Source organism: Shinella curvata (assembly GCF_022899935.1).
GTDB classification, from domain to species: domain Bacteria; phylum Pseudomonadota; class Alphaproteobacteria; order Rhizobiales; family Rhizobiaceae; genus Shinella; species Shinella curvata.
In genome coordinates this window covers 549,561-573,925 of record NZ_JALJCJ010000003.1, presented here as the reverse complement: position 1 = coordinate 573,925, position 24,365 = coordinate 549,561, and the positions used below count along the sequence as shown (strand labels likewise).

General features: G+C 64.6%; 26 protein-coding genes and 1 tRNA gene. 9 read left to right on the top strand and 18 right to left on the bottom strand.

Features of this window, described 5'->3' with window-relative positions; translation table 11 throughout:
- Window positions 1-8: 8 nt before the first annotated feature.
- From MUU55_RS14355 to MUU55_RS14330, 6 genes are all read right to left on the bottom strand, one after another.
- Window positions 9-1,259, bottom strand: a complete 1,251-nt coding sequence (locus MUU55_RS14355; protein ID WP_244761414.1) for an NAD(P)/FAD-dependent oxidoreductase — start codon at window positions 1,257-1,259, stop codon at window positions 9-11.
- Between the two features lie 7 nt (window positions 1,260-1,266).
- Complete coding sequence (locus tag MUU55_RS14350) at window positions 1,267-1,989, bottom strand: amino acid ABC transporter ATP-binding protein (protein ID WP_244761413.1); 723 nt, start codon at window positions 1,987-1,989, stop codon at window positions 1,267-1,269.
- On the bottom strand, window positions 1,982-2,632 hold the full coding sequence (locus MUU55_RS14345) for an amino acid ABC transporter permease (protein WP_244761412.1): 651 nt from the start codon (window positions 2,630-2,632) through the stop codon (window positions 1,982-1,984). The genes MUU55_RS14350 and MUU55_RS14345 overlap by 8 nt, the downstream gene beginning before the upstream one ends.
- A 12-nt stretch (window positions 2,633-2,644) precedes the next feature.
- Window positions 2,645-3,310, bottom strand: coding sequence for an amino acid ABC transporter permease (locus MUU55_RS14340; RefSeq protein WP_117367403.1), 666 nt, complete (start codon window positions 3,308-3,310; stop codon window positions 2,645-2,647).
- 70 nt (window positions 3,311-3,380) lie between these two features.
- Window positions 3,381-4,190: an ABC transporter substrate-binding protein gene (locus tag MUU55_RS14335; protein ID WP_244761411.1), complete on the bottom strand. Its 810-nt coding sequence runs from the start codon at window positions 4,188-4,190 to the stop codon at window positions 3,381-3,383.
- Window positions 4,191-4,367: 177 nt separating this feature from the next.
- Window positions 4,368-5,885, bottom strand: a complete 1,518-nt coding sequence (locus tag MUU55_RS14330) for an aldehyde dehydrogenase (NADP(+)) (protein WP_244761410.1) — start codon at window positions 5,883-5,885, stop codon at window positions 4,368-4,370.
- A gap of 146 nt (window positions 5,886-6,031) precedes the next feature.
- On the opposite strand from MUU55_RS14330, the gene MUU55_RS14325 reads away from it, so the two are divergent.
- Window positions 6,032-7,069 (top strand): Ldh family oxidoreductase, encoded by a 1,038-nt coding sequence (locus MUU55_RS14325; protein ID WP_244761409.1) that lies wholly within the window; start codon window positions 6,032-6,034, stop codon window positions 7,067-7,069.
- A 387-nt stretch (window positions 7,070-7,456) separates the two neighbouring features.
- Here MUU55_RS14325 and MUU55_RS14320 read toward each other — a convergent pair whose 3' ends face one another.
- From MUU55_RS14320 to MUU55_RS14310, 3 genes are all read right to left on the bottom strand, one after another.
- Window positions 7,457-8,419, bottom strand: a complete 963-nt coding sequence (locus MUU55_RS14320) for a dihydrodipicolinate synthase family protein (RefSeq protein WP_244761408.1) — start codon at window positions 8,417-8,419, stop codon at window positions 7,457-7,459.
- Between the two features lie 131 nt (window positions 8,420-8,550).
- Window positions 8,551-9,249: a GntR family transcriptional regulator gene (locus MUU55_RS14315; RefSeq protein ID WP_244761407.1), complete on the bottom strand. Its 699-nt coding sequence runs from the start codon at window positions 9,247-9,249 to the stop codon at window positions 8,551-8,553.
- 193 nt (window positions 9,250-9,442) lie between these two features.
- Entirely contained in the window at window positions 9,443-10,108 is a 666-nt protein-coding gene (locus MUU55_RS14310) for a GntR family transcriptional regulator (protein ID WP_244761406.1), read from the bottom strand.
- Between the two features lie 174 nt (window positions 10,109-10,282).
- Here MUU55_RS14310 and MUU55_RS14305 point away from each other — a divergent pair, with 174 nt between their 5' ends.
- From MUU55_RS14305 to MUU55_RS14295, 3 genes are all read left to right on the top strand, one after another.
- On the top strand, window positions 10,283-11,314 hold the full coding sequence (locus MUU55_RS14305; RefSeq protein WP_244761405.1) for a trans-3-hydroxy-L-proline dehydratase: 1,032 nt from the start codon (window positions 10,283-10,285) through the stop codon (window positions 11,312-11,314).
- Between the two features lie 107 nt (window positions 11,315-11,421).
- Window positions 11,422-12,099: a FadR/GntR family transcriptional regulator gene (locus MUU55_RS14300; RefSeq protein ID WP_244761404.1), complete on the top strand. Its 678-nt coding sequence runs from the start codon at window positions 11,422-11,424 to the stop codon at window positions 12,097-12,099.
- A complete protein-coding gene (locus tag MUU55_RS14295) occupies window positions 12,096-13,361 on the top strand; it encodes a CynX/NimT family MFS transporter (protein WP_244761403.1) in 1,266 nt (421 codons plus the stop codon). The genes MUU55_RS14300 and MUU55_RS14295 overlap by 4 nt, the downstream gene beginning before the upstream one ends.
- Here the strand turns inward: MUU55_RS14295 and MUU55_RS14290 are convergent.
- Together MUU55_RS14290 and MUU55_RS14285 are read right to left on the bottom strand one after the other, a co-directional pair.
- Complete coding sequence (locus tag MUU55_RS14290; protein ID WP_244761402.1) at window positions 13,331-14,029, bottom strand: 5-formyltetrahydrofolate cyclo-ligase; 699 nt, start codon at window positions 14,027-14,029, stop codon at window positions 13,331-13,333. The two genes, MUU55_RS14295 and MUU55_RS14290, sit on opposite strands and share 31 nt — an antisense overlap.
- Window positions 14,030-14,157: 128 nt before the next feature.
- Window positions 14,158-14,502: a DUF488 domain-containing protein gene (locus MUU55_RS14285; protein WP_244761401.1), complete on the bottom strand. Its 345-nt coding sequence runs from the start codon at window positions 14,500-14,502 to the stop codon at window positions 14,158-14,160.
- Between the two features lie 339 nt (window positions 14,503-14,841).
- Between MUU55_RS14285 and rnk the strand changes: the two genes are divergently transcribed.
- Both rnk and MUU55_RS14275 read left to right on the top strand, forming a co-directional pair.
- On the top strand, window positions 14,842-15,264 hold the full coding sequence (gene rnk / locus MUU55_RS14280) for a nucleoside diphosphate kinase regulator (protein ID WP_244761400.1): 423 nt from the start codon (window positions 14,842-14,844) through the stop codon (window positions 15,262-15,264).
- A gap of 138 nt (window positions 15,265-15,402) precedes the next feature.
- Complete coding sequence (locus MUU55_RS14275) at window positions 15,403-15,912, top strand: GreA/GreB family elongation factor (RefSeq protein WP_244761399.1); 510 nt, start codon at window positions 15,403-15,405, stop codon at window positions 15,910-15,912.
- Window positions 15,913-15,928: 16 nt separating this feature from the next.
- Here the strand turns inward: MUU55_RS14275 and gdhA are convergent, their stop codons facing one another.
- The 4 genes from gdhA to MUU55_RS14255 form a co-directional block, all read right to left on the bottom strand.
- The gene (gdhA, locus tag MUU55_RS14270) at window positions 15,929-17,281 is read right to left on the bottom strand and encodes an NADP-specific glutamate dehydrogenase (RefSeq protein WP_244761398.1); all 1,353 of its coding nucleotides are present in this window, start codon (window positions 17,279-17,281) and stop codon (window positions 15,929-15,931) included.
- Between the two features lie 95 nt (window positions 17,282-17,376).
- On the bottom strand, window positions 17,377-18,528 hold the full coding sequence (locus MUU55_RS14265; RefSeq protein WP_244761567.1) for an HPP family protein: 1,152 nt from the start codon (window positions 18,526-18,528) through the stop codon (window positions 17,377-17,379).
- 188 nt (window positions 18,529-18,716) lie between these two features.
- Window positions 18,717-18,803: transfer RNA gene (locus MUU55_RS14260), tRNA-Leu, on the bottom strand.
- An 82-nt stretch (window positions 18,804-18,885) separates the two neighbouring features.
- Window positions 18,886-20,316 (bottom strand): phosphohexomutase domain-containing protein, encoded by a 1,431-nt coding sequence (locus MUU55_RS14255; RefSeq protein ID WP_244761397.1) that lies wholly within the window; start codon window positions 20,314-20,316, stop codon window positions 18,886-18,888.
- A gap of 150 nt (window positions 20,317-20,466) precedes the next feature.
- Here MUU55_RS14255 and MUU55_RS14250 point away from each other — a divergent pair, with 150 nt between their 5' ends.
- A complete protein-coding gene (locus tag MUU55_RS14250) occupies window positions 20,467-20,841 on the top strand; it encodes a BA14K family protein (RefSeq protein ID WP_244761396.1) in 375 nt (124 codons plus the stop codon).
- A 64-nt stretch (window positions 20,842-20,905) separates the two neighbouring features.
- Here the strand turns inward: MUU55_RS14250 and MUU55_RS14245 are convergent, their stop codons facing one another.
- Window positions 20,906-21,205, bottom strand: a complete 300-nt coding sequence (locus MUU55_RS14245; protein ID WP_244761395.1) for an Rdx family protein — start codon at window positions 21,203-21,205, stop codon at window positions 20,906-20,908.
- A gap of 179 nt (window positions 21,206-21,384) precedes the next feature.
- On the opposite strand from MUU55_RS14245, the gene MUU55_RS14240 reads away from it, so the two are divergent.
- On the top strand, window positions 21,385-21,834 hold the full coding sequence (locus tag MUU55_RS14240) for a DoxX family protein (RefSeq protein WP_244761394.1): 450 nt from the start codon (window positions 21,385-21,387) through the stop codon (window positions 21,832-21,834).
- On the opposite strand, the gene MUU55_RS14235 is transcribed toward MUU55_RS14240, so the two are convergent.
- Window positions 21,825-22,220 carry a hypothetical protein gene (locus tag MUU55_RS14235; RefSeq protein ID WP_244761393.1) on the bottom strand — a complete coding sequence of 132 codons (396 nt, stop codon included), beginning with the start codon at window positions 22,218-22,220 and terminating at the stop codon, window positions 21,825-21,827. The two genes, MUU55_RS14240 and MUU55_RS14235, sit on opposite strands and share 10 nt — an antisense overlap.
- 187 nt (window positions 22,221-22,407) lie before the next feature.
- On the opposite strand from MUU55_RS14235, the gene MUU55_RS14230 reads away from it, so the two are divergent.
- Window positions 22,408-23,172 (top strand): Crp/Fnr family transcriptional regulator, encoded by a 765-nt coding sequence (locus tag MUU55_RS14230; RefSeq protein WP_244761392.1) that lies wholly within the window; start codon window positions 22,408-22,410, stop codon window positions 23,170-23,172.
- Window positions 23,173-23,181: 9 nt separating this feature from the next.
- Here the strand turns inward: MUU55_RS14230 and pyrC are convergent, their stop codons facing one another.
- Complete coding sequence (gene pyrC / locus MUU55_RS14225; protein WP_244761391.1) at window positions 23,182-24,222, bottom strand: dihydroorotase; 1,041 nt, start codon at window positions 24,220-24,222, stop codon at window positions 23,182-23,184.
- Window positions 24,223-24,365: the final 143 nt, after the last annotated feature.

Here is a 24,365-nt window from a genome sequence, read left to right as displayed (position 1 = left end):
GATGGCTCCTAGAAACGTTGCGGCGAGAAGGCCGCGATGTTGATTGAGGTCGGCCGGTCCGTCAGGAGATCGGCGACGAGACGGGCGGTGCCGGCGGACTGGGTGAGGCCGAGATGGCCGTGACCGAAGGCATAGACGACGCGCGGCGTGGCGCGGGCGCGGCCGATCGCCGGCAGGCTGTCGGGCAGCGACGGGCGGAAACCCATCCACTGTTCGCCGCCCTGGGACTTCAGGCCGGGCAGGAAGGTGCGGGCCTTTTCCAGCATGGCTTCCGACCGGCGGAAGTTCGGCGGTAGCTTCAGTCCGCCAAGCTCCACCGCGCCGCCAACGCGGATGCCGGTCGAAAGCCGGGTCACGACGAAGCCATGGCCGCCGAAGGTCACCTGCGTGCGCAGGTCGAAGGCGTCGATGGGCAATGTCGTGTTATAGCCACGCTCGGTTTCGAGCGGGATGGTTTCACCCAGCGAGCGGGCGACCTGATGCGAGAAGGCACCGGCCGCCAGCACGATTTTTTGCGCCCGCAAAGTGCGTCCGTCGGCTGTGCGGATCTCGACGCCGCCCTCGATCGGATGCAGGCCGGAGATGTCGGCCCGCTCGATCGTACCGCCCTGGGCGCGAAAATGGTCGGCGAGGGCCAGCGTGTAAAACTTCGGATCGGCAATGGAATACCAGCCGGGCGTGAAGGTGCCGTGCGTGAAGCGCGGCGCAAGACCGGGCTGGATCGCCGCCATGGCATTGGCATCGAGATGATGGAACTCGACGCCGTGCTGTTCGCGGGCCTTCCAGCCGGGCAGCGAGGCGTTGAGTTCGGCCTGGCTCTCATAGACCTGCAGATTGCCTTCCTTGCGCAGCATGTCGGCGGTGCCGGTCTGGGCGAGGAAAGGCTCCAGCTCGGCCTTGGAAAGATCCATCAGCGCGGTCTGTGCCGCCGTGGAATGGGCGACACGGCTGGCCGAACAGGCGCGCCAGAAGCGAAACATCCAGGGCGCGATCTGCAGGGCATAGGACGGCGGCACGCTGAGCGGGCCGAGGGGGTCGAGCAGCCATTTCGGCGCCTTTTTCAGAATGCCGGGCGAAGCGAGCGGCAGGATGTCGGTAAAGGCGAAGGCGCCGGCATTGCCGGCAGAGGCGCCGGCCGCCGGAGCGTCGCGTTCCAGAACGGTAACGGTGAGGCCGCGCGCCTGGGCGGCGATCGCTGCAGACAGGCCGACGACGCCGGCGCCGATGACGACGACGCCGGGCTCAATTTCAGTGTTCATCACGGTCTCAATGCGTTGCGGCGAGGAAGGTCTTCAGTTCCGGATCCTTCGGCGCGCCGAACAGCTCTTCCGGCGGCGCGATCTCGGCCATGACGCCCTTGTGGAAGAAGGCGACGCGGTCGGAGACTTCGCGGGCGAACTTCATTTCATGCGTGACGCAGATCATCGTCATGCCTTCGGATGCCAGCATGCGCAGCGTGTCGAGCACTTCGCCGACGAGCTGCGGGTCAAGCGCCGAGGTCACTTCGTCGAACAGCATATAGGCCGGCGACATGGCAAGCGCGCGGGCAATCGCCATGCGCTGCTGCTGGCCGCCCGACATGCGGCTCGGATAGACCTTCAGCTTGTCGCCGAGGCCGACATGGGTCAGCTGCTTGACGGCCATGGCCTCGGCTTCCGCCTTCGACTGGCCGAGCACCTTGACCGGCGCCAGCATGACGTTTTCCAGCACGGTCAGGTGCGGGAAGGCGTTGAACTGCTGGAACACGATGCCGAGCTTGCGGCGCAGCTTGTTGAGGTCCGTGCCCTTGGCATGGACGTCGGTGCCATCGACGACGATACGGCCGGAATCGATATCCTCCAGACCGTTGATGCAGGTGAGCAGCGTCGACTTGCCCGAGCCCGAGCCGCCGATGATGGTCAGCACTTCGCCCTTCTGGACGGTGAGGTTGATCCCCTTGAGAACTTCGAGCTGGCCGAAGGACTTGCGGACGTTTTCGATCTCAATCATTGGACCACCGTTTTTCGAGATAGCCGCCAAGCCGGGCTATGGGGAAGCTGATGATGAAGTAGATGGCGCCGCAGATCAGCAGGATGAACAGCGGTTCCTGCAGGCGCGTGACGAGGATCTGCGAGGCGCGCAAAAGCTCGATGAGGCCGAGCCAGAGCACGAGCGCCGAATCCTTCATGACGCCGAGCGTAAGCCCGATCCAGGCCGGCAGCGAGACGCGGGTGGCAAGCGGCGCCACGATGTAGCGCATGTCCTGCCACCAGGTCATGCCGAGCGAGCGGGCTGCGCGGCGCGTCGTGGTCGGCACGGCGGAGATGCCGCCGCGCACGATCTCGGTGCAATAGGCGGCCGTATAGAGCGACAGCACCACGCAGGAGGTGGTGAACGGCGCCCAGCCGAGCTTCAGGATCGACTGCAACGCATTGCCGAGCACGAGCTGGATGAGCAGCGGCACGGAGCGGAAGATGTCGAGCAGGAATGTGATCGGCAACGACCAGTAGGTGCCGAGCTGATTGCGCAGCACGCCGAAGACGACGCCGAGAATGGTGCCGGCCAGCACGGAGACGGCCGTGACCGCCAGCGTCATGACGGCGCCTTGCGCCAGGAAGCCGAGATCGGCAAGTGTGAGAGCGGTATCGAACATGGTTTACCTCTCTCAGTAACGGAACATGCGCGTAGCGGCGAGGCGTGCGGCGAGCGTCACGGCCTTGGCGATCACGTAATAGATGACGGCGGCGAGCGCGAAGAACTCGAAGGTCCGGAAGGACACTGCATTCAGTGCCTGGGTGACGCCGGCGAGGTCGGTGTTCATGCCGACGGTGACGCCGAGCGAGGTCATCAGGATCGCCCAGACCATCTGGTTGGTGGCCGGCAGGAAGGCGATGCGCAGCATCTGCGGCATGACGATGTAGCGGAAGGCCTGCAGCGGCGTCATGCCGAGCGAGCGGCCGGCGCGGGTCTGCGTCTCCGGGATTGCCTTCAGCGCACCGCGGAAGTTTTCCGCGAGATAACCGGCATTGTTGAAGGCGATACCGACGAGCAGTGCCGTATAGGGGCTGAGGTGGATGCCGAAGCTGCCGAGGCCGAAATGCGCCATGTAGATCTGGAACAGCGCCGGCGTGTTGCGCGCGATCTCGACCCAGACGGTGGCGAAGCCATTCAGGATGCGGTTGCCGGAAAGCCGGAAGAGCGTCAGCGCGAGCGCGACGACAAGGCCGATGGCCATGGAGAGCAGGGCGATCTGGAGCGTGACCAAAGCACCGTCCAGCATCTGCGGCAGGGCCTTGAACGCCTGATTCCAATGGAAATTGTAACTGAACATTGCCGTCTCACCCTTCGGAAACGATCGGCGGCGCGGAAGAGGCTTCCGCGCCGCCTTCTTAAACGGCAGATTAGCGATAAACGCCGTTGACCGAAAGCGACGGAACTTCGCCGCCGACCCACTTTTCGTAGAGTTCGTTGTAACGGCCGGTGCGAACCTGCTGATTGATGAACAGGTTCAGGTAGTTGATCAGGCCGTATTCTTCGCGGTTGGTGAACAGCGCGACATAGTCGATGTCGTAGGGCGCGTTGCCGACGACGGAGATGCCGGCGAACTTGCCACCCTTGACGTTGGACTGGGCGACCGTCGAGGTCGATACCGTGGCGTCGATCTGGCCCTGGCTCAGCGCGAGGAAGACGTCAGCCTGGGTCTGGTACGGACGGAATTCGCCGGCACCCCATTCCTTGACCGACTTTTCGAGCGCGATGGCTTCGAACGTGCCGGCGGTGGCGCCGACAACCTTGCCCTTCATGTCTTCGAAGGACTTGACGCCCGACTTGTCATTAGCCGTGACGGCCATCTGGAAGGCGAAGTAGGGGATCGTCATGCCGACGGTCTTGGCGCGTTCCAGCGTGTCGGAGGTCGAGGCTACGCCGACATCGACGCGGCCGGACATCAGAGCCGGGATACGTTCCGGGAAGGGCGTCTCGACGATTTCGGCGGTGACGCCGAGCGCCTTGGCCAGATCGTTGCAGTAATCAACGTCGAAGCCGATCGGGTTGTTGGCTTCGTCGCGCGAGCCCATCGGCGGGAAGTCGAGAACGACGGCGCAGCGCAGCGTGCCGGAAGAAATGATGTCGTCCAGCTTGTCGGCCTTGGCCGGGCTGGTGAGGGCGGTGGCGGCCACGAGGCCGAAGGCGAGGACCGAGGTCTTCTTCATAACTCTCTCCCTGGATTGGTCTGGACGATTCACTTGGCGAGGCTCGTCCTGCGCCGTGATGTAAATCTCCTCTAAAATACAAATAATATGCAAAAAGTATATAGCTCGTATGCAAAAAAAATGGCCGAGCCTTCCTTTCAGAAGACCCGGCCCTTGCACCTATGCTTCAGGCTTGAATCAGTTGAGGAAATCCTCGGGCAGCAGGCCTTCCGGGAAGTTCTGGTAGGAGACCGGGCGCAGGAAGCGGCGGATCGACATCGTGCCGACGCTCGTCGCGCCGAAATTCGTCGAGGCCGGGTAGGGGCCGCCATGCACCATGGAATCCACCACTTCCACACCGGTCGGGAAACCGTTGACGAGCACGCGGCCGGCCTTGCGTTCCAGGAACGGACGCAGGCGCTTGGCATCGTCGAGGTCGCCGGCGTCCATGTGGATGGTCGCCGTCAGTTGGCCCTCGAAATTGCGGGCAAGCTTTACCATCTCGTCGACCGAGGAGACGCGCACGACGAGGCCGAGCGGGCCGAAGACCTCCTCAGACAGCGCGTGGTCGGCGAGGAACTGGTCGCCGGAGATCTCGAAGAGGTTTGGCAGGGCGTTGCGGCCGGTGGATTCGGTCGTCAGCAACGGCTTGACCGTGTTGCGGCCCTCAAAGCGCGCCTGGCCATCCTGATAGGCCTTGGCGATGCCGTCGGTCAGCATGGTCTGCGGGGCGACCTTGGCAAGCGCCTCGACGGCAGCCGCCGTGAAGCGGTCGGCGTCCGCGCCGTCCTGGACGATCGCGATGCCCGGGTTGGTGCAGAACTGGCCGGCGCCCATGGTGAGCGAGCCGGCCCAGCCCTGGCCGAGGCTTTCCGCGCGGGCCTTCACGGCTTCCGGCAGAACGAACATCGGGTTGACCGAGCCGAGTTCGCCGAAGAACGGGATCGGCTCCGGACGGGCGGCGCACAGGTTGAACAGCGCGCGGCCGCCGGCGAGCGAGCCGGTGAAGCCGACGGCCTTGATCAGCGGATGCTGCACGACGGCCTCGCCGACCTGGCGGTTGCCGCCCTGGATGAGCGAGAAGACGCCCGGATGCACGCCGGTCTTCTTGACGGCGGCGAGAACGGCTTCGGCGATGATCTCGCCGGTGCCCGGATGGGCCGAATGGCCCTTGACGACGACGGGGCAACCGGCGGCAAGGGCCGCTGCCGTGTCACCGCCGGCCGTGGAGAAGGCGAGCGGGAAGTTGGAGGCGCCGAACACGGCGACTGGGCCGATCGGCCGCTGGATCAGGCGGATTTCCGGGCGCGGTGCCGGCTGGCGGTCAGGCAGGGCCGCATCGAAGCGGCGGTCGAGGAAGTCGCCCTTCTCGATGTGATCGGCGAAGAGGCGGAGCTGCCCGGTGGTGCGGCCGCGCTCACCCTGAAGGCGCGCGACGGGCAGGCCGGTTTCCTGCGTGCCGATCTCGGTAATGGCGTCCGCACGGGCTTCGATCTCGTCGGCGATGGCGCGCAGGAAGGCGGCGCGGTCGGCACGCGAGGAATAGCCGTAGCTGAGGAAGGCGTCTTCCGCCGCTTCTGCGGCGCGGTTCACCAGCTCGACCGTGCCGACGGCGAAGTCATGCGCCGGGCCGTGGGCGGGCGAGGAGGTAAACGTGCCTTTGCCGTCAAGCCATTCGCCTGCGACGAGGTGTTTACCGTGGGGAGTGAAAACCATGAGACGTACCTTTCTTGCGGAATGGGGTTCGCCCGATATAGGAGAGGAGAGGGCGAATTGCACTTGTCAAAATCTTGTATACTCTATGTATGCAAATGTTCAATCGCCAACCTGCATGGGTCGGCACCAGCCTGAAGAGATGAACGATGACGCAAACCACCATCCTGCCGATCGACGCCCTGTTTTCGCGCGTCGAAGCGATCTTTCTCAAGGCTGGCCTGAATGCCGTGCAGGCCGGAGCGCTTGCCCGCGTCATCGTCGCCGGTGAACGTGACGCCTGCAAGTCGCACGGCATCTACCGCATCGAAGGCGCTTTGCGAACCGTCAAGGCCGGAAAGGTGAAGCCGGATGCGGTGCCGGTGCTCGATCGCAACGAGGGGTCGGCCATCGTCAAGGTCAACGCCGGCGGCGGTTTCGCCAACCCCGCCTTCGAGCTCGGCGTGCCTGAGCTCGCCGCTCGCGCCCGCAAGCTTGGCATTGCCGCCCTCGTCATCAACGACTGCACCCATTTCTCCGCGCTCTGGCCGGAAGTCGAGGCCGTGACGAATGAGGGGCTTGCCGGTCTCGTTATGTGCCCGAGCTATGCGACCGTGGCGCCGACGGGCGGCAACAAGCCGCTGCTCGGCACCAATCCCTTCGCCTTCGGCTGGCCGCGCAAGGACACGTCGCCCTATGTCTTCGATTTCGCCACCTCGGTCGCCGCCCGCGGCGAGATCGAGCTTCACCGCCGCGCCGGCAAGCAGCTTCCCGAGGGCTGGGCGATCGACGCCGATGGCAACCCGACGACCGACCCGGAAGCGGCACTCGCCGGCGCCATGCTGCCCTTCGGCGGCCACAAGGGTTCGGCCATCGGCACGATGATCGAGCTTCTCGCCGGCATCATGATCGGCGACCTGACGAGCCCGGAAGTGCTCGACTATCTCGGCACCACGACGCTTGCGCCGTTCCACGGCGAACTGATCATCGCCATGTCCCCGGAAGCCTTCGCCAAGGGCCGCCCCGGCGATCCCTTCGCCCGTGCGGAAGTGCTCTTCGAAGCCATCGTCGGCGCCGGCGCCCGCCTGCCCTCGCAGCGCCGCTTCGCGGCGCGCAAGAAATCGGAAGCCGAAGGTGTGTCGCTCACTGCCGCTGAGATCGAACAGCTTGACCGCCTGTTGGATAAGGGTCTGGACGCCATCGCCTGATCGCGTCAACGCATTCGTTAGCCGGCGAATCGCCGGCTAAGGTGCGTGATAAGCAGGTGGTGCAAGCAATTTCCGGCGAACTCCCGTTCACCTGAAATGCTCTGGCAGGACGACATCCCACCCACCCACGTCATCCTCGGGCTTGACCCGAGGATCCACGCCACAAGCGATGTCGTGCGGATGTATGGGTCCTCGGGTCAAGCCCGAGGATGACGGAGGAGAGGGGTGGGGCCAAGCGTATAAACAAGTCGGGTCAGCGGGATTGAGCTGTGCCTGGCTTGGGCCGGACAAACCGGCTTGTGTACAGCTTCTTCCCTCCACCCAATCGGCAAAACAAAAAAGGCCCTCCTTGCGGAGGGCCTTTCTCGTTGGGAGGATCGTAGAGGCTTAGACCTTGTAGGTCTGTACGGCGCCGGGCAGCTTGCTCCATTCGGCGTACCAGGTGTCGAACAGCTTCAACTGGCTTTCGACATAGCCGCGCTGGCTGTCGGAGAGCGCGTCGGTCTCGTTGAAGTGCAGCGTGTATTCCTTGTCGCCCTTCAGAACCATCATGTGCTTGAAGTAGAGAACGAGGTCCGGGCCTTCGTCGAAGGAGGAGAGAACGGCAAGCGCCGATTCCAGCTCCAGCGCGCGGGCGCGGGCGTCCGGGTCACCCTTGGCGGCAGCCTGGGCGAGCGCACACATGTGCAGCACTTCCTTCGGCAGCACGCAGCCGATGCCGGTGATCGCGCCGACGGCGCCGGCATCGACGAAGCCGGTGAAGACGCAGGTATCGACGCCGATCATCAGCGAGACGTCATCGTCGCGGCTGGTGATGTTTTCGGCCGCATAGCGCATGTCGGCCGCGCCGCCGAATTCCTTGAAGCCGACGAGGTTCTTGTGGTCTTCGCGCAGCGCGAAGAACAGATCGGCGCGGGTGGCGAAGCCGTAATAGGGGCTGTTGTAGATAACTGCCGGCAGATCGGGAGCAGCCGAGAGGATCGCCTTGAAGTGGTTCTTCTGGGCGGCAACGACGGAACCGCGGGAGAGCACGCGCGGGATGACCATGAGGCCCTGTGCGCCAACCTTCTGGGCATGCGCGGCGTGGGCAACGGCCGAGGCGGTGTTGACCGCGCCGGTGCCGACGATAACAGGGATGCCGGCCTTGACGAGGCGCTCGACGCCTTCCATGCGCTGTTCATCCGTCAGGAGCGGCCAGTCACCCATCGAGCCGCAATAGACGACGGCGGACATGCCCTTGGCGATGAGTTCCTTGGCCTTGCGCACCAGCTGGTCGAAATCCGGGGTGCGGTCGTCCTTGCAGGGCGTCATCAGGGCGGGAATGACACCGGAAAAAATCTTGGCCTTCATGTCGATCTCCTTTGGCAATTCTTTGGGTGGTCAGCCGGCACGATGCCTCAGGCCTCCCCTCTCTGATTGTGGGTATAGCATCTTGCATTTTATTTGTCGACAAGAAAAATACAACGCCGAACGCCCCGGACTTACAAGGCGATGTCGAGCCTGTCGTTGCGGCTGAAAAGCTTCTGCACCTGGGCGACGATCGCCTCCGCATGGGCCTTGCCGAGCCGGTCGGCTTCCTCGATGTCGCGTGCTTCGATGGCGGCGATGATCGCGGCATGTTCATCGACGAAGCGCTGCGGGAAGTGCTCTTCATATGACTGGTAGTAGAGCTGCAGGATGCGGCGCCCCTCGTCGAGCAGCCGGCGGAACAGGCCGGTGAAATAGGGGTTGCGCCCGGCCTCGGCGATGGCTGCGTGGAAGGCGGCGTTGGTGGCGATCATCGTCAGGTGATCGCGCGCCTTGAGCGCCGTCGCATAGTCCTCGTGAAAGCCCCTGATGATGACGAGGTCTTCCGGCCGATGGCTCTGTGCGGCAAGCCGCGTCGTCACGCGATACATCAGCACCAGCGCGTCAAAGAAGGTGTGCAGGTTCATGAAATCGATGCTCGATACCATGGTCGAGCGGTTCGGCAGCGTCTCGATCAGCCCTTCGCCGGCGAGCCGCACCAGGGCTTCGCGGATCGGCGTGCGCGACATCTTGAATCGCTCGGCCAGCTGCACCTCGTCGATCGGGCTGCCGGGCGCGATCTTCAGGTCGAGAATTTCGTCGCGCAGCAGGTCGTAGACCATCTTGACGCCGGAGCCGCGTTTGCGCTCGGGCAGGGAATCGGTGTCGGTCATGAAAAATCCTCTTGTCGACAAAAGAAATACAATTCTCTGCCCGCGCTATCAATCGTTTTAAGAGGGCCTTTTGCCGAAAGCCGCGTCAAGTGTCCGACCGGCGTGATTTCCGCGATTTCAGTGCTTTGCGGGCAGAAAACGAAAAGGACGGGAAAATCCCGCCCTATGTTCCGTCAGAAAAGCGTCGGGCCGATCAGCCGCGCTGGTCGCGCAAAAAGCTCATCAGCGCGCGGCCGGCGTCGAGGATGTGATCGCGCGTCAGGCGCGAGGCGAGGTCGGCATCGCCCTTTTCGCACGCGGCCAGGATTGCCTCGTGCTCGCGGCCGGCGCGCGGGACGCCGTTGGTGAAGGTCAGCTGGGCGCGCAGATAGCGGTCGATGCGGTCGAGCGAGGATTGCACATTCTGCAGATAATAGGGGCGGCCGGATGCTTCATAGAGGGTGGTGTGGAACTGGCGGTTGATCTCGCCCCAGCGGTGCGGATCGGTCTCGCGGTCGAAGGCGTCACAATAGGTACGCGCCTTGTCCAGCGTCGCACGGTCGAGATTGGGCACGGCAAGGCGCATGACCTCCGCCTCGATCAGCGCGCGGAACTCGAAGATCTCGTCGATCTCCTCGATGGACAGGCCGGCGACAACAGCGCCCTTGTAGCGCTGGGTGGTGATGAGGCCATGCTGCTCCAGCCGCGACAGCGCCTCGCGCACGGGGATGCGGCTGGTGTTGAACATCTGCGCGATCTCTTCCTGGCGCAGGTTGTCGCCCACGGCGATCTTGCCCTCGATGATCGCCTTGCGCAGCGCCTCATAGACGAGGTCGGCCGCCGAAGCGGACTGCCGGACATCGACGGCGGCAAATTTCATCCCGTTCAACCCCTGAAAATCGAGTTTATGGTCATAGGTGGATTCCGTATGCGGAGCAATAAACGAAGCCTTGAGAATGAATATTGTATATTGGATCCAATTTTTCTATAAGAGTTCATCCGCGTCGAGCCGCATCCGGCATCGCCGCGAAAAATCAGGACATCGGAGAGAGCCATGCGCAGCAGCAAGGTCATTCACATCGTTTCCTGCCACGCCGAGGGCGAGGTGGGCGACGTCATCGTCGGCGGCGTGGCACCCCCGCCGGGCGCAACGCTCTGGGAGCAGCGCAACTTCATCGCCCAGGACCAGACACTGCGCAATTTCGTGCTCAACGAACCGCGCGGCGGCGTCTTCCGCCACATCAATCTGCTGGTGCCGCCGAAGGACCCGCGCGCGACCATGGGCTTCATCATCATGGAGCCCGAGGATACGCCGCCGATGTCCGGTTCCAACTCGATCTGCGTCTCCACCGTGCTGCTCGACAGCGGCATCGTGCCGATGGTCGAGCCGGAAACCCATATGGTACTGGAGGCGCCGGGCGGGCTGGTCAACGTGGTGGCGACCTGCCGCAACGGCAAGGCCGAGCGCATCACCGTCACCAACGTGCCCTCCTTCGCCGACAAGCTGGATGTGAAGCTGGAAGTCGAGGGCCTGGGCACTCTGACCGTCGACACCGCCTATGGCGGCGACAGCTTCGTCTTTACCGATGCCCGCGCCCTTGGTTTCTCGGTCACGCCGGACGAGGCGCGGGAACTTGCCGAAACCGGCATCCGCATCACCAAGGCGGCGAACGAGCAGCTCGGCTTCACCCATCCGGAAAACCCGGAATGGAACCACATTTCCTTCTGCCAGCTCACCTTGCCGGTTGAGGAACGCGACGGCGCGCTACATGGCCGCAACACCGTCGTGATCCAGCCGGCCAAGCTCGACCGCTCGCCGACCGGCACCGGCTGCTCGGCGCGCATGGCCGTGCTGCATGCCAAGGGCCAGATCAAGGTCGGCCAGCCCTTCTCCGGCTATTCGATCCTCGATTCGCGCTTCGATTGCCGAATCCTCAGCGAAACCACGGTCGGCGGCCGCCCGGCCATCGTGCCGGAGATTTCCGGCCGCGCCTGGATCACCGGCACCAGCCAGGTGATGCTGGACCCGGCCGATCCCTGGCCGGCCGGTTACCGCCTCGCCGATACCTGGCCGCGCAAGCAGTAATCTCCCTTCCTGCCCGGTGCACGCCAAGCACCGGGCAGAATGTCTTTGACGATCCCGTTAGGAGGCTATAATCATAAAGTCATCCGATGACTTTATGATTATAGCCTATGCAATCCCTCAGCAAAACCAATCTCGCCGATACCGCCGTGGAGGCGATCCGCACGGATATCCTCGCCCGCCGCTGGGCGATCGGCGAAAAGCTGCCGAACGAGGCGGCCTTGTCTTCCATGTTGTCGGTCAGCCGCGGCACGGTGCGCGAGGCGGTGCGCGTGCTCGCCTCGCAGGGCTATCTCGAAACGCGGCAGGGCTCCGGCACCTATGTGCTCTCGACGGTCGATACCGCGCGCCCGCTCACCATGGCCCGCCGCGCCGGCCTGCGCGATCAGTTCGAGGCGCGGCTGGCGCTCGACGTCGAAGCCGCCCGCCTTGCCGCGCTGCGCCAGACGCCGACAACGGTGTCCAGGCTCCGCGCGCTGTTGTCCGCGCGCGGTCATTCCGAGGCCAGCGACCGGGCGGCCTTCATTATCAGCGACTTCGCCTTCCACCAGGCCGTCATCGCCGCGTCGAACAATGCCGTTTTGATCGGCATGTACGATTTCTTCTCGACGGTGATCGCCGAAACCATTGCGGCCACCCTCGAAGACGACCTTCCCGAACCCGACATGGCCGCGCATGCCGCCATCGTCGATGCCATCGAAAGCGGCGATCCCGACAAGGCCGATGCCGCCGTCCGTGGCTTCATGGCCCCCGTCCTCGCTGCCCTCGACAAGCTGCTTCTGTCATGACCCTCCCCAACGATCCCGCCGCCATAGATCTGATAGATGCCGAAGCCGACAGCGTGCCGGCACCCGAACCGCACCGGCCGAAAGGCACGGCGGCGCGCATACTGCTCGGCGCGAGCCTCGTGCTCATCGCCTTCAATCTGCGCGCGGTCTTTTCCAGCGCCTCGGCCCTGCTGCCAGAAATCCGCGATGTGCTCGGTCTCTCCCCCACCGGCGCCAGCCTGCTGACGACGTTGCCCGTCGTCTGCCTCGGCCTGTTCTCGCCGCTTGCCCCAAAACTGGCCCAGCGCATCGGCACGGAGCGCACGCTTCTGGCCGTCATCCTGCTGGTGGCATTCGGCACGGCCCTGCGCGGCCTGTCCTCCATTCCCTTGCTGTTCTTCGGCACGGCGCTGGCCGGCGGGGCGATTGCCGTCGGCAATGTGTTGCTGCCCGGTCTCGTCAAACGCGATTTCGCCGACCGGGCGGCGCTGATGACCGGTTGCTACACCATGGCGCTCTGCGCCGGTGCGGCTGGTGCCGCCGGCCTGACGCTGCCTATCGAGCATGCGCTCGGCGGGTCGCTGGACGGGGCTTTGGCGGCCTGGTCGCTGCCGGCCTTGCTGGTCGCGCTGCTCTGGCTGCCGCAGGTGCTGGCGACCCGCTCGCAGGCCAAGCGTGCCGGTTTTCGCGTTGAGGGTCTCTGGCGCGATCGGCTGGCCTGGCAGGTCACGCTGTTCATGGGCCTGCAATCGGCGCTCGCCTATTGCGTCTTCGGCTGGCTGGTGCCGATCCTGCGCGAACGCGGGCTGGATGGCGTCACGGCCGGCGCGATTGTCTCCATGTCCGTCATGGTGCAGGCCGCCGCCTGCCTCGTCGCGCCGCATATCGCCGTGCGCGGAAAAGACCAGCGGCTGATCAATGTCACGCTCTGCGGCTTTGCCGTGGTGGCGCTGCTCGGCCTGCTGTTTGCGCCGCTTTGGTCGGTCTGGATCTGGGCGGTCTTGCAGGGCATCGGGCAGGGCGGGCTGATCGCGGTCGCCATGACCGTCATCGTGCTGCGCACGCGCGATCCCCATGTCGCGGCGCATCTCTCCGGCATGGCGCAATGCGTCGGCTATTTGCTGGCCGCCATCGGCCCGCTGGTCGTCGGCCTCATCAGGGGCTGGACGGGCAGTTTTGCCTGGAGCGCCGTGCTCTTCGTGCTGCTTGGCTTGGGAGCCGGCATCAACGGCTGGTTCGCCGGCCGCGCACTCTATGTCAATGCGCGCACGGTGGAGGCCTGAGGCCGGATGATCCCGGTCTCGGTGACCACGACATCCATCGGAATGTCGTGCAGCTGCGGATAGATGGTCGTGATGCGGGAACCGCTGTAGCCGATGCCGATGACGCGCGGCTTTTGCGACATCGCCGCCAGCGTGCGGTCGAAGAAACCGCCGCCATAACCGAGCCGATAGCAACAAGCGTCGAAGCCGACGACGGGGGCGATGACGATATCCGGCCGGCAGGGGTTCGGCACGGCGGGAATGGGAATGTTCCACACGCCGCGCGAAAGCGCTTCGCCCGTCTGCCAGAGATGGAATTCCAGCGGCCGACCCTTTTCCACGACGACCGGCAGGGCCGTACGCCCGCCGCGTTCCGTCACCGCTAGCAGGAAGGGCCGGAAATCCGGCTCGCCGCGAAACGGCCAATAGGCGCTGACGATGCGGCCGGTCACATCGCCGATCTCGTCGAGCACGCGGGCTGCGATGGCCTCGCCACAGGCAAGCCGCGTCGCGGCCGGCATGGCGAGGCGCTCTGCGATCAGCCGCTCCCGCTCGGCTTTGCGCCAGCGGTTCACATCCGTCCAGGCCTGTAGATCGAGCGGCCCCGGCAGGCCGGCATAGGCCGGGTCGATCTCGTGCAGGAAACAGGCCGGCGAGGCAAAGGTGGCGGGTCTGTCGTCATCTGCCATCGCATCCTCCTCCTTGCAGATATCCGGCCTGGAGCCGGTTCTTCGGCGGTCCGCATTGCCGGGTGTTCAGGCAGGCAGGATGGGGCTTCGCCAGTACGCTGACAAATCAATTCTCGCGCTGGGACGGCCTAGCTGTCTTTCAGCAATTCAGCCAGCACGGCAGCGTGGTTGAACGCCGTGTTGCGAGAACCGTAGAGCAGGGTCAAGGTGCCGGTGGCCGCACGCCTTCTGAGGTCGTCGAGATCGGGGCTGCCCTTGAGTTCCTCGCGATATAGCGTCTTGAATTCCATCCAGCGCTCCGGCTTGTGGTCGAACCATTTCCGAAGTTCGGTCGATGGCGCGACGGACTTCATCCATGTTTCGAACGATGCCTTCTCCTTCGAAATGCCGCGCGGCCAGAGCCTGTCGACAAGGATACGCGTGCCGTCGTCTGCCGCTGCCGCCTCATAGACACGCTTGATTCGCACCGGCATCGCATCAGCCTCCCTCTGCTCCGCATCCCGCATTTGAGATCAGAAAGCGGCCCATCCTTCAAGCCATGGGTCAAGTCGGCGCGCCCTGCTTGACTTTGCCGTCGCGCTCGTCCCATCATGGGAGCATGACGACGATGCCTTCCCTTGCCCGGTTTCTGAAACGGCTGTTTCCTCTCGCAGGACACTAGCCCCTCGGCTTGGTCGCGTCGCGCCCCGGCCGTGGGGGCATAGCGGTTTCGTCCAGCACGTCACCGCGCCAGGAAAGCGCGACACCCATTTCCCAGATTTCGAATTTTCCGCGTGCCTTGAGGGCCGCGTAACCCCGTGCGCGAGGTTTCCATGACTGCCAAGACCAAGAGCGGCCGCCGGCCGGCCATCACCATTGCCCGCTCGGAACATGAGCGCCTGTCCAACCTGGCCGACAGGCTGGCCGAGCGCGATCCGCACGCCGCCGAACAGCTCGCCGCCGAGCTCGACCGCGCGAAGATCGTCGACGATGCGCGCATGGCCCCGGGCATCCTGCGCATGGGTTCGTTCGCCGAATTCCGCATCGACGATGAAGCGCCGCAGACCGCCGAACTCGTCTTCCCCGGCGATGCGGATATTTCCCGCCAGCGCATCTCGGTGCTGACGCCGGTCGGCGCCGCGCTGCTCGGCCTTTCCGCTGGCCAGTCGATCGACTGGGCGGGACGCGACGGGCGGGTACGGCGGCTCAGCGTAATCGCCGTGCATGCGGCCCCCCAAGCCGCCCAGGCCTCCTGAGGGCCGCGCGTGCCATGAAGTTCCTGTCCTTCTCTCTTGCCGGGCGCATCGGAGGCTGCCTCGTCGCAGGATCGTGACCCCCTGTGCCGCATTCGCGGCCAGGGGGCTTCTCCACCACGATTTCACATGGAGATGACGATGGGACAGAATCCCGCCTTGTTGACGCTGCGCGATGGGTACGTGCTGGAAAAGATGGCGGCCGACGCGCCGCCGCTGACGCAGGAATGGTGCACCCTCCTGCACCGCAAGCTCTTCGGCCATCGGTTGGCGCTGGAAGGCGGCATCCCGGCCGACCTCGCGATGATCGACGCACGCGTAACCTTCCGCTGCGCGAGCGGCCTCACCGATGTCAGGACGCTCTGCTTGCCCGGTACCTATGTGCCCGGCGGTGCCTTCCTGCCGGTCACGACCTTCTATGGCCTTGCCCTGCTCGGCCTGCGCGAGGGCCAGTCCATGGTCTTCGACCGGCCGGAGGGACGGCGCGACTGGGTCGTGCTGGAAAAGGTGCTCTACCAGCCGCTATCCGCCCAGCCTGCCCCGGAGGAGCGTCCGCGCATCCGCCTTGTCGCCGGAGGCCGCTTCGGTCAGGCTTTCCATGCCGCCAATGAAAACGGCCCCGGAGAGGGTCCGGGGCCGTCTGCTGCGTAGGAATAAGGCGAGGCTATCAGATGACGCCCTGCGCACGCATGGCTTCGGCCACGCGGATGAAGCCGGCAATGTTGGCGCCGAGCACGTAATTGCCCTTGGCGCCATATTCCTCGGCCGTCTCGGCGCAACGGTCGTGAATGCCCTGCATGATCTGGCCGAGGCGTTCGCGGGCGGTCTCGAAGCTCCAGCTGTCGCGGCTGGCGTTCTGCTGCATCTCGAGCGCGGAGGTGGCGACGCCGCCGGCATTGGCCGCCTTGCCGGGGCCGAACAGCACGTTGCCCTCCTGGAAGGCGCGCACGGCCTCCGGGGTGGACGGCATGTTGGCGCCCTCGGCGACGGCGATGACGCCGTTTTTGATCAGCGTCTTGGCGTCCTTGCCGGTCAGCTCGTTCTGCGTGGCGCAGGGCAGCGCCACGTCGCAGGGCACGTCCCAGATCGAGCCCTTGCCGGAGGGGATGAAATGCGCGCCCTTCCTCGTCAGGACATATTGCGACAGGCGCTCGCGGCGCACTTCCTTGATCTCCTTGACGAGATCGAGGTCGATGCCGTCATCGTCGACGACATAGCCGGAGCTATCCGAGCAGGCGATGACCTTGGCGCCGTAGGCTATGGCCTGTTCCATGGCGTAGATCGCGACATTGCCGGAGCCCGACACGGTGACCCTCTTGCCTTCGAAGCCGGTGCCGCGGCTTTCCAGCATGGCGCGGGTGAAATAGACGGCGCCGTAGCCGGTCGCTTCCTTGCGCACCAGCGAGCCGCCATAGCTCAGGCCCTTGCCGGTGAAGACGCCGGCCTCGAAGCGGTTGGTGAGGCGCTTGTACTGGCCGAACATCCAGCCGATCTCGCGGCCGCTGACGCCGATATCGCCGGCCGGCACGTCGGTGTATTCGCCGAGATGGCGGTAGAGCTCCGTCATGAAGGACTGGCAGAAGCGCATGATCTCGCCCTCCGATCGGCCCTTCGGGTCGAAGTCCGAGCCGCCCTTGCCGCCGCCGATCGGCAGGCCGGTCAGCGCGTTCTTGAAGATCTGCTCGAAGCCGAGGAACTTGATGATGCCGAGATTGACCGAGGGGTGGAAGCGCAGGCCGCCCTTGTAGGGCCCGAGCGCCGAATTGAACTGCACGCGAAAACCGCGGTTGATGTGCACCTGGCCCTTGTCGTCCACCCATGGGACGCGGAAGATGATCTGGCGTTCCGGCTCGCAAATGCGCTCGATCAGCGCATCCTTCAGGTAGTCGGGGTGTTTGGAGACGACGAGGCCGAGGCTTTCCAGCACTTCTCGGGCTGCCTGGTGGAATTCCGGCTCGGCGGGGTTGCGTTGCAGCACCTGGGCCAGGATGGGTTCAAGCTTCTCGTCGACGGTCGCCATGGCGACACTCCTTTCGTTCTTCTTCAAAAAATCACTGGAAGGGGGCTGCCGGCTTCACACCGGTCAGCCCGCGGTGACATCGTTTCTGCATGGGGTCAGATTCCCTGTCCGTGCCCACCCATCAGGCCCGTCGGGCCTGTGTGGGAGAGGCTCTTGGCAAGCGTTGCCAGAAGATCGGTCTGCGAGATGATGCCGACGACGCGGTTGTTGTCGTCGGTGACGACGACGGCATGGATCGCGCCGTCGGTGAGATGCGGCAGGAGACCGATGGCCGGGTCACCCGTCTTGGCGGTCTTGGCCGGCGACATCGGAAGAGGCGAGGCATGCGCCATGGCGGCGAGCTCGCGCAGGCCCACGGTGCCGAGAAGGTGGCCTTCATTGTCGACAACCGGCAGGGTGCGAATGTCGTGCTCGAGCAGCTGGCGGCGTGCCTCCTCGGCGCTGGCATCCGAGGTCACCGTCACCACATCGCGCGACATGATGTCGGCGCAGGTAAGGTCGCCGCGCTGGCGCATCAGCGCCTGCAATTCGACCTTCCGCAACAGCACGTCGAGGTCGGCGCGGCTGATGTCGAGCGTTTCGTTGAAGCTCGCGACGGCGGCGTCGATGTCCTCGGTGCTGAAGCCGACGCGGAAGGCGGCCGGCGGATCGGCAGTCCTGTGCGTGTTGACGGGGGCAACGGCCTGCCGGTGAGGATATTGCCGGCCGGCAAGCCGGTGGAAGACGACGCCGAGCAGGACGAGAATCAGCGAATTGATGCCGATCGGCACGATGGGGAACCAGAAACCGGCTCGTGCGACGGCCGTGCCGCCGATGACGGCGGTCAACGCGGCGGCCCCGCCCGGCGGATGCAGCGAGCGGGTGAGCGACATGACGAGAATGGCGAGCGCCACCGCTAGGCCGATGGCGATGGCGGGATCCCGGACCAGCGTGGAGACCGTAACGCCGACGAAGGCGGAGATCGTGTTGCCGCCGACGATCGACCAGGGCTGGGCAAGGGGGCTGGCCGGCACGGCGAAGAGCAGGACGGCGGAGGCGCCGATCGGCGCCACGATCAGCGGCAGGTGCGGATCCTGCCCCATGAAGAAGCCGCTGACGAGGCCGGTGAGGCAGATGCCGATCAAGGCGCCGAGGCAGCCGATCAGGCGTTCCCTGAGCGTCGCGCCGGCAAGAATGGGGGAGAACAGCCGGAATTTGGACAGGATGCCCGATTTCTGGGCATCGTGTGGGGGTGGGGCCACGATGATCCTGATCTTAAAAAGGCAGATGACTATTTTCGAGGCTTATCCGCCCTTCGCGCCCTGGACGCAAGGGTGCACGGGGAAGATTCTGTTTTGCCGGCGGGGAATGGGGAGGGTGGCTGTTTCAGCCAACAAAAAAGCCCGGCTGAGCCGGGCTTTTTTGACAACGCTCCTGGTAAGTGGAGCGGGGAATTTGGTGCCCAGAAGAGGACTCGAACCTCCACACCCTTTCGAGTACCAGCACCTGAAGCTGGCGCGTCTACCAATTCCGCCATCTGGGCGACGGAGAGCGATGTAGAAGGACCGCCCGCCGGTGTCAACAGGCTTTTTGAAGTTTTTGCAACGGCTTGGCGAAAAGTTTGTTTATCGGCTTTGTGCCCAGTCGCGGATGCGCCGGAGTCCGGCAGTGAGAAGGTTCGCGGCAGCCGGCTCGTCAGCGGCCTCCACATAACAGCGCATTTCCGGCGCATTGCCGGAGGGGCGGAAGTGGATGATGCTTTTATCCTCCAGCATGACGCGTAGCCCGTCGATATCGCTTACCGTCCGCGGCACGCCGATCGGTCCGAGGAAGGCGGTAAGCGGGCCGGGACCCGAGCGCAGCTCTGCCATAAGGGCGGCGCTCGTCTCGACGGGAAAGTTTTCCAGCCGGTCGCTGGCGGCGGCAGGCAACGCAAAGCTGGATGCGACGGTGGAGAGCGGCTTTTCTTCCGAGGCGGCCAGCGCCAGCACGGCCAGAATCGGCATCAGGCTGTCGCGCGTCGGCAAAGCGGCGAGCGTGTGGCCATTCACGGCAAACGGCGTCGCCGTCAGCGTGCCGCCGTTCGCCTCGAAGCCCGCAACGGCCCTTTCGCCGGCGCCGACAGCGTCGTTCATCGCGGCGATCACGAAGGGCGAGCCAACGCGGGTGCGCAGCACGCTGCCGTCCACGGCCGCCTCGATGCCGGAATTGGAGGTGACGGGCGTGGCGATGGCGGTCGCCCCCAGGAAGCGGCAGGCGATGAGGCCGATCAGGTCGCCGCGCATGGGCATGCCGGTCTCGTCCGCCACGAGTGGCCGGTCGCCGTCGCCATCGGCGGAAACGATGGCATGCAGGCCGTGTTTCACGGCCCAATCCTGCAGGAGCGTGATGGTTTCCGGCGAGACGGCTTCGGTATCGACGGGGATGAACGTTTGCGAGCGGCCAAGCGCGACGACGTCGGCGCCGTAGTGTGCAAGCATGTCCACGAACAGATCGCGGGCGACCGTCGAATGCTGATACACGCCGACCCGGAGGCCCGATAGGCTGTTGTCCGGCAGCAGCGAGCGGTTGCGCGTCCGGTAGAGCGCCATCGCTGTCTCATGAAGGTCGTCAGATGTTTCCTGCGCCGCGTCGAGGACGATGCCTTCGGCCTGGATTGCCGCCGCAGCCGCCGTGATCGCCGCTTCGTCCGCCTTGTCGATCTCGCCGTCCGGCCGGTAGAACTTTATGCCGTTGCGGTCGGCGGGAATGTGCGAACCCGTCACCATCAGGCAGGCCGCCTTGCGGGCAAGGCCAAGGAGCGCGAGCGCCGGCGTCGGCAGCGTGCCGCAATCGCGGGGTGTGAGGCCGGACTTGCGCAGGGCCGCGATGGCGATGGCCGAAATGGCGGGACTGGAAGCACGGAAATCGCGGCCGATCAGGATTTCGTCGCCAGGCCTGGCGATGCCGGCGGTCAGCAGATGGTGGGCGAAGGCGGTGGCATAAAGGGCGGTCGCCGGACCTTCCAGATCAACCGAGAGGCCCCGCAGGCCGCTGGTTCCGAATTTCAGGCTCATGCTTCACCTCTGCCCCTTGCGGATCGCCCGCGCCGCGATAAATCCGCCACACAGGACGGCGCGCGACCATGAATAAAACAAAATGCGTGAACGTAATGCAAAGCAGGGACGTGACAGGGAGAAATCCCGCCAAGAACTAGAGAGGATCACATGTCGAAGATCAGGAATCTCGTGTTCGGTTGCGCAATGGGCATCGCCTCCGCAATCGCGCCCATGGGAGCGGCCCAGGCCGTCCCGCTTGCTGTACCGCTGCAGGCAAAGAGCGACGTACAGAAGGCGCAGGTGGAGTTCTGCGTCGGCTATGGCTGCGAGCGCCCGCGCTACTATCGCCGCCATCATCGCCCGTATTACGGCTATGAGCGCCGCTACTACCGCCCGCGCTACGAACGGCCGCGCTACTATGGCGGCGGACGCAACGCGCATGTGCGCTGGTGCATGAACCGCTACCGCACCTACGACCCCTATACCAACCGCTACCATGCGGGTGGCGGTGTCTATCGTATGTGCTACTCGCCCTATCGCTGATCGCGACCGGGAGGGAACAGGCGGCGGGCTTCGGCCCGCCGTTTTCGTTTCAGGGCATAGTCAATCAAGCAGGCGTCTGATCAACGCGGTCGGTGTGGCCGAGGTCGCGGCCGGGCTCGATGATATCGCGTACCCGCTGCTTCAATTCCTTCGGCCCCGGAAATCCGCCGTCGCGCTTGCGTTCCCAGACCAGCACGTCGTTGACGCGGATCTCGAAATTGCCGCCGGTGCCGGGGATGAGCGCCACTTCGCCGAGCGCGTCGGAAAAGGTGGACAGCAGTTCCTGCGCCATCCAGCCGGCGCGCAGCAGCCAGTTGCACTGGGTGCAGTAGAGAATGGAAATACGCGGCTTTTCCCCGGACATGGCAACCTCCTGAACGATCGCCAAAGCATATAGCAGCCGGTGCCGCTTGGCACGCCTTCGCTCGCGGCGAACTCACGGAAATGTCAACTCAATTCATCAAGTTTTGTCGCCGGACATCTTGTCGCAGCCCGAATCCTGGGAGAGACGTGTTGCACCGCAATATGCTCACAGGAGATCCCATGACAGAGCTTGCCACCAATCGCCCGCGCCTCATCATCCCCTCGCTCGGCGGCCTCTATTCCAGGCTTTCGGAAAGTGCCGAGACGATCCTGCGCGTCGCCACGGGTCTCCTGCTTGTCACCCATGGCTACGGCAAGATTCTGAACCCCTTCGGCGCAAGCGGCATGGTCGAGAGTCTCGGCTTCTATCCGGGTGCCTTCTGGTCGCCGCTGCTTGCCGCAACCGAATTTTTCGGCGGCATCCTGATCGCCATCGGCCTCTTCACCCGCCCGGCCGCTTTCGCCGGTATGATCGTGCTGGCCGTGACGGTCTACTTCCACGGCATCGTGCAGGCCGAAGGCCTCGGCGGTGCGGAAAAGTCGATCCTCTGGACGCTGATCCTGTTCTTCTTCGCCGTGCGTGGCGCCAACAGCCACTCGGTCGACGCCAAGATCGGCCGTCAGTTCTGATCCGTCTCCGGCGGTTGCGGTCTTTGCCGCAGCCGCCCCTCGACGAGCGCCGCCAACGTTTCGCCCTCATAGGGTTTCCGTGCGATCGGAATGACTTCGAAGCCGGCGATGCCTCCGACATGAATGTCCGCGACCGTCGTGAACAGCAGCGGCACGCGGGCCTCGATCAGGCGCTCGATGCGGGCGGTGATCCGCGTCGCGTCGAGCGGAATGTCAAGCAGGCACAGATCGATATCGGCCAGCATGGCCGTGTCCCATTGGTCGAGCTGCTCGGGTCTCAGCAGCGTGATGCGGCAATCGATTGCCGACTTGATCAGATATTCCGCGTCGAGCGCGATCAGGAACTCGCGTTCGGCGATCAAGACGTGCGGTAAAGACGGTTCCATGGCGCCGCACTCCTCATCCATGCACAAGCACCGGAATCACGGCGCTTCGGGAGGCGGACATTGGGCATCATCCCAAAAAGTGTCATTTAAAAAAGACATAGCATCGGCGTGATGGAACAAGCGCACCGCTTCCGCGTTTTGCGGAGCCAGCCGGTTCCGGCTGGCTTCAACGGACAGGCACGGAGGCATGATGGCGAGCGGTACGGTGGGCAACCAGCAGACCCGATGGCGCACGCCCTGCCAGCAATGTCCCTTGCGCACTCTGCCTGATTTCCGGGATTTCACGCCCAAGGAACTGGATTTCGTTTCGCACTTCAAGAGCGGCGAACTGTCGAGCGAGCGTGGTGCGACCATCCTCGTCGAGGGCATGCACAGCGCCCATCTCTTCACGGTGCTGTCGGGCTGGGCCTTCCGCTACAAACTTTTGCCGGATGGCCGCCGTCAGATCATGAACTATGTGCTGCCGGGCGATCTGATCGGCCTGCAGGGCAGCCTGATGGGGGAGATGGACCATTCCGTCGAGGCGCTGACGCCGGTCACGCTATGCGTCTTCGAACGCTCCAAACTGGAACGGCTCTTTGAGCGCCACGCTTCGCTGGCCTACGACCTTACCTGGATTGCCTCGGCCGAAGAACGCATCCTCGACGAACATCTTTTGAGCATTGGGCGGCGCACGGCGCTGGAGCGCACGGCCTATCTCCTGTCCTTCATCCACCAGCGGGCGCATCTGGCAGGCGTGAACGGCGGACGGCGGGTCATTCCGATCACCCAGCAGCATGTCGCCGACACACTGGGCCTGTCGCTCGTCCACACCAACAAGACGTTGCGCAAGCTTGCCGATCGCAAGCTGATGCGCTGGCAGGAAAAGGGGTGCGAAATTCTCGATGCCGACGGGCTTCAGGCGCTCGCAGGCTGGGAAGGGCTGAAGCGGGGACCCCGGCCCTTCATCTGACCTGACGGATTATGCCACATCCCAATGAAGCGGGAACATCGGGTCGAACACCGTCACCGGCCCGGCACCCGTCTCGATCTTCGCGGGAAAGGCGACAGGATCCGCCCGCTTGACGAGACGGATCGTCTCCTCATTGGCCGGCAAGCCGTACCATTCAGGGCCGTTCAGCGAAGCGAAGGCTTCCAGCCTGTCGAGCGCGTTGTCCTGCTCGAAGACATGGGCGAGGCAGCTCATGGTGTTGATCGAGGTATAGATGCCGGCGCAGCCGCAGGCGCACTCCTTGAGCGGATCGACATGCGGCGCCGAATCGGTGCCGAGGAAGAAGCGCTTGTCGCCGGAGGTTGCGGCGGCGCGCAACGCGAGGCGATGTTCTTCGCGCTTGGCGACGGGCAGGCAGTAATAGTGCGGCTTGATGCCGCCGACCAGGATGGCGTTGCGGTTGATGATCAGGTGATGCGTTGTGATCGAGCCGGCAAGGTTGGCTTTCGACGCCTTGATGTAGTCGATGCCGTTCTTCGTCGTCACGTGCTCCATGGTCACGCGCAGCTCCGGCAGGCGCTGGCGCAGCGGATCGAGCACCGTCTCGATGAACACCGCCTCGCGGTCGAAGATATCAACCTCGGGCGTCGTCACTTCGCCATGCACGCAGAGCGTAAGCCCGATCTTCGCCATGCGCTCCAGCACCGGCATCGCCTTGTCCATGTCGCGCACGCCGCCATGCGAATTGGTCGTGGCACCCGCCGGGTAGAGTTTTACCGCACGGATCAGGTCGCTCTTGAAGCCGGCTTCCACGTCGTCGGGATTGGTGTGCTCGGTGAGGTAGAGCGTCATCAGCGGCTCGAACCGGTCGCCCTTGGGCAGGGCCGCCAGAATACGGTCGCGATAGGCGCTCGCATCGGCTGTCGTCACGACCGGCGGCACGAGGTTCGGCATGATGATCGCACGGGCGAAGTGCCGGCTGGTATCGCCGATCACGCCCTCCAGCATGGCGCCGTCGCGCAGGTGCAGGTGCCAGTCGTCAGGCCGGCGGATGGTGATTTCTGTGGTCATCGGCGTTTCTCCCGTCTTGGAGCATTTCCGCAAGCGGACATGCTCCAATCCCTTTGTTCAGCGCAATTCCGGACGCAAAACCGCTGTACACTTTTGCTGGAATTGCTTTGGGCTGCGATAGCATCCGCGGGCACTGACGACAA

Bases quoted from the DNA above. Each gene is read 5' to 3' on its own strand.
- MUU55_RS14355 (WP_244761414.1), bottom strand. From the start codon at position 1,259: ATGAACACTGAAATTGAGCCCGGCGTCGTCGTCATCGGCGCCGGCGTC.
- MUU55_RS14350 (WP_244761413.1), bottom strand. From the start codon at position 1,989: ATGATTGAGATCGAAAACGTCCGCAAGTCCTTCGGCCAGCTCGAAGTT.
- MUU55_RS14345 (WP_244761412.1), bottom strand. From the start codon at position 2,632: ATGTTCGATACCGCTCTCACACTTGCCGATCTCGGCTTCCTGGCGCAA.
- MUU55_RS14340 (WP_117367403.1), bottom strand. From the start codon at position 3,310: ATGTTCAGTTACAATTTCCATTGGAATCAGGCGTTCAAGGCCCTGCCG.
- MUU55_RS14335 (WP_244761411.1), bottom strand. From the start codon at position 4,190: ATGAAGAAGACCTCGGTCCTCGCCTTCGGCCTCGTGGCCGCCACCGCC.
- MUU55_RS14330 (WP_244761410.1), bottom strand. From the start codon at position 5,885: ATGGTTTTCACTCCCCACGGTAAACACCTCGTCGCAGGCGAATGGCTT.
- MUU55_RS14325 (WP_244761409.1), top strand. From the start codon at position 6,032: ATGACGCAAACCACCATCCTGCCGATCGACGCCCTGTTTTCGCGCGTC.
- MUU55_RS14320 (WP_244761408.1), bottom strand. From the start codon at position 8,419: ATGAAGGCCAAGATTTTTTCCGGTGTCATTCCCGCCCTGATGACGCCC.
- MUU55_RS14315 (WP_244761407.1), bottom strand. From the start codon at position 9,249: ATGACCGACACCGATTCCCTGCCCGAGCGCAAACGCGGCTCCGGCGTC.
- MUU55_RS14310 (WP_244761406.1), bottom strand. From the start codon at position 10,108: ATGAAATTTGCCGCCGTCGATGTCCGGCAGTCCGCTTCGGCGGCCGAC.
- MUU55_RS14305 (WP_244761405.1), top strand. From the start codon at position 10,283: ATGCGCAGCAGCAAGGTCATTCACATCGTTTCCTGCCACGCCGAGGGC.
- MUU55_RS14300 (WP_244761404.1), top strand. From the start codon at position 11,422: ATGCAATCCCTCAGCAAAACCAATCTCGCCGATACCGCCGTGGAGGCG.
- MUU55_RS14295 (WP_244761403.1), top strand. From the start codon at position 12,096: ATGACCCTCCCCAACGATCCCGCCGCCATAGATCTGATAGATGCCGAA.
- MUU55_RS14290 (WP_244761402.1), bottom strand. From the start codon at position 14,029: ATGGCAGATGACGACAGACCCGCCACCTTTGCCTCGCCGGCCTGTTTC.
- MUU55_RS14285 (WP_244761401.1), bottom strand. From the start codon at position 14,502: ATGCCGGTGCGAATCAAGCGTGTCTATGAGGCGGCAGCGGCAGACGAC.
- rnk (WP_244761400.1), top strand. From the start codon at position 14,842: ATGACTGCCAAGACCAAGAGCGGCCGCCGGCCGGCCATCACCATTGCC.
- MUU55_RS14275 (WP_244761399.1), top strand. From the start codon at position 15,403: ATGGGACAGAATCCCGCCTTGTTGACGCTGCGCGATGGGTACGTGCTG.
- gdhA (WP_244761398.1), bottom strand. From the start codon at position 17,281: ATGGCGACCGTCGACGAGAAGCTTGAACCCATCCTGGCCCAGGTGCTG.
- MUU55_RS14255 (WP_244761397.1), bottom strand. From the start codon at position 20,316: ATGAGCCTGAAATTCGGAACCAGCGGCCTGCGGGGCCTCTCGGTTGAT.
- MUU55_RS14250 (WP_244761396.1), top strand. From the start codon at position 20,467: ATGTCGAAGATCAGGAATCTCGTGTTCGGTTGCGCAATGGGCATCGCC.
- MUU55_RS14245 (WP_244761395.1), bottom strand. From the start codon at position 21,205: ATGTCCGGGGAAAAGCCGCGTATTTCCATTCTCTACTGCACCCAGTGC.
- MUU55_RS14240 (WP_244761394.1), top strand. From the start codon at position 21,385: ATGACAGAGCTTGCCACCAATCGCCCGCGCCTCATCATCCCCTCGCTC.
- MUU55_RS14235 (WP_244761393.1), bottom strand. From the start codon at position 22,220: ATGGAACCGTCTTTACCGCACGTCTTGATCGCCGAACGCGAGTTCCTG.
- MUU55_RS14230 (WP_244761392.1), top strand. From the start codon at position 22,408: ATGATGGCGAGCGGTACGGTGGGCAACCAGCAGACCCGATGGCGCACG.
- pyrC (WP_244761391.1), bottom strand. From the start codon at position 24,222: ATGACCACAGAAATCACCATCCGCCGGCCTGACGACTGGCACCTGCAC.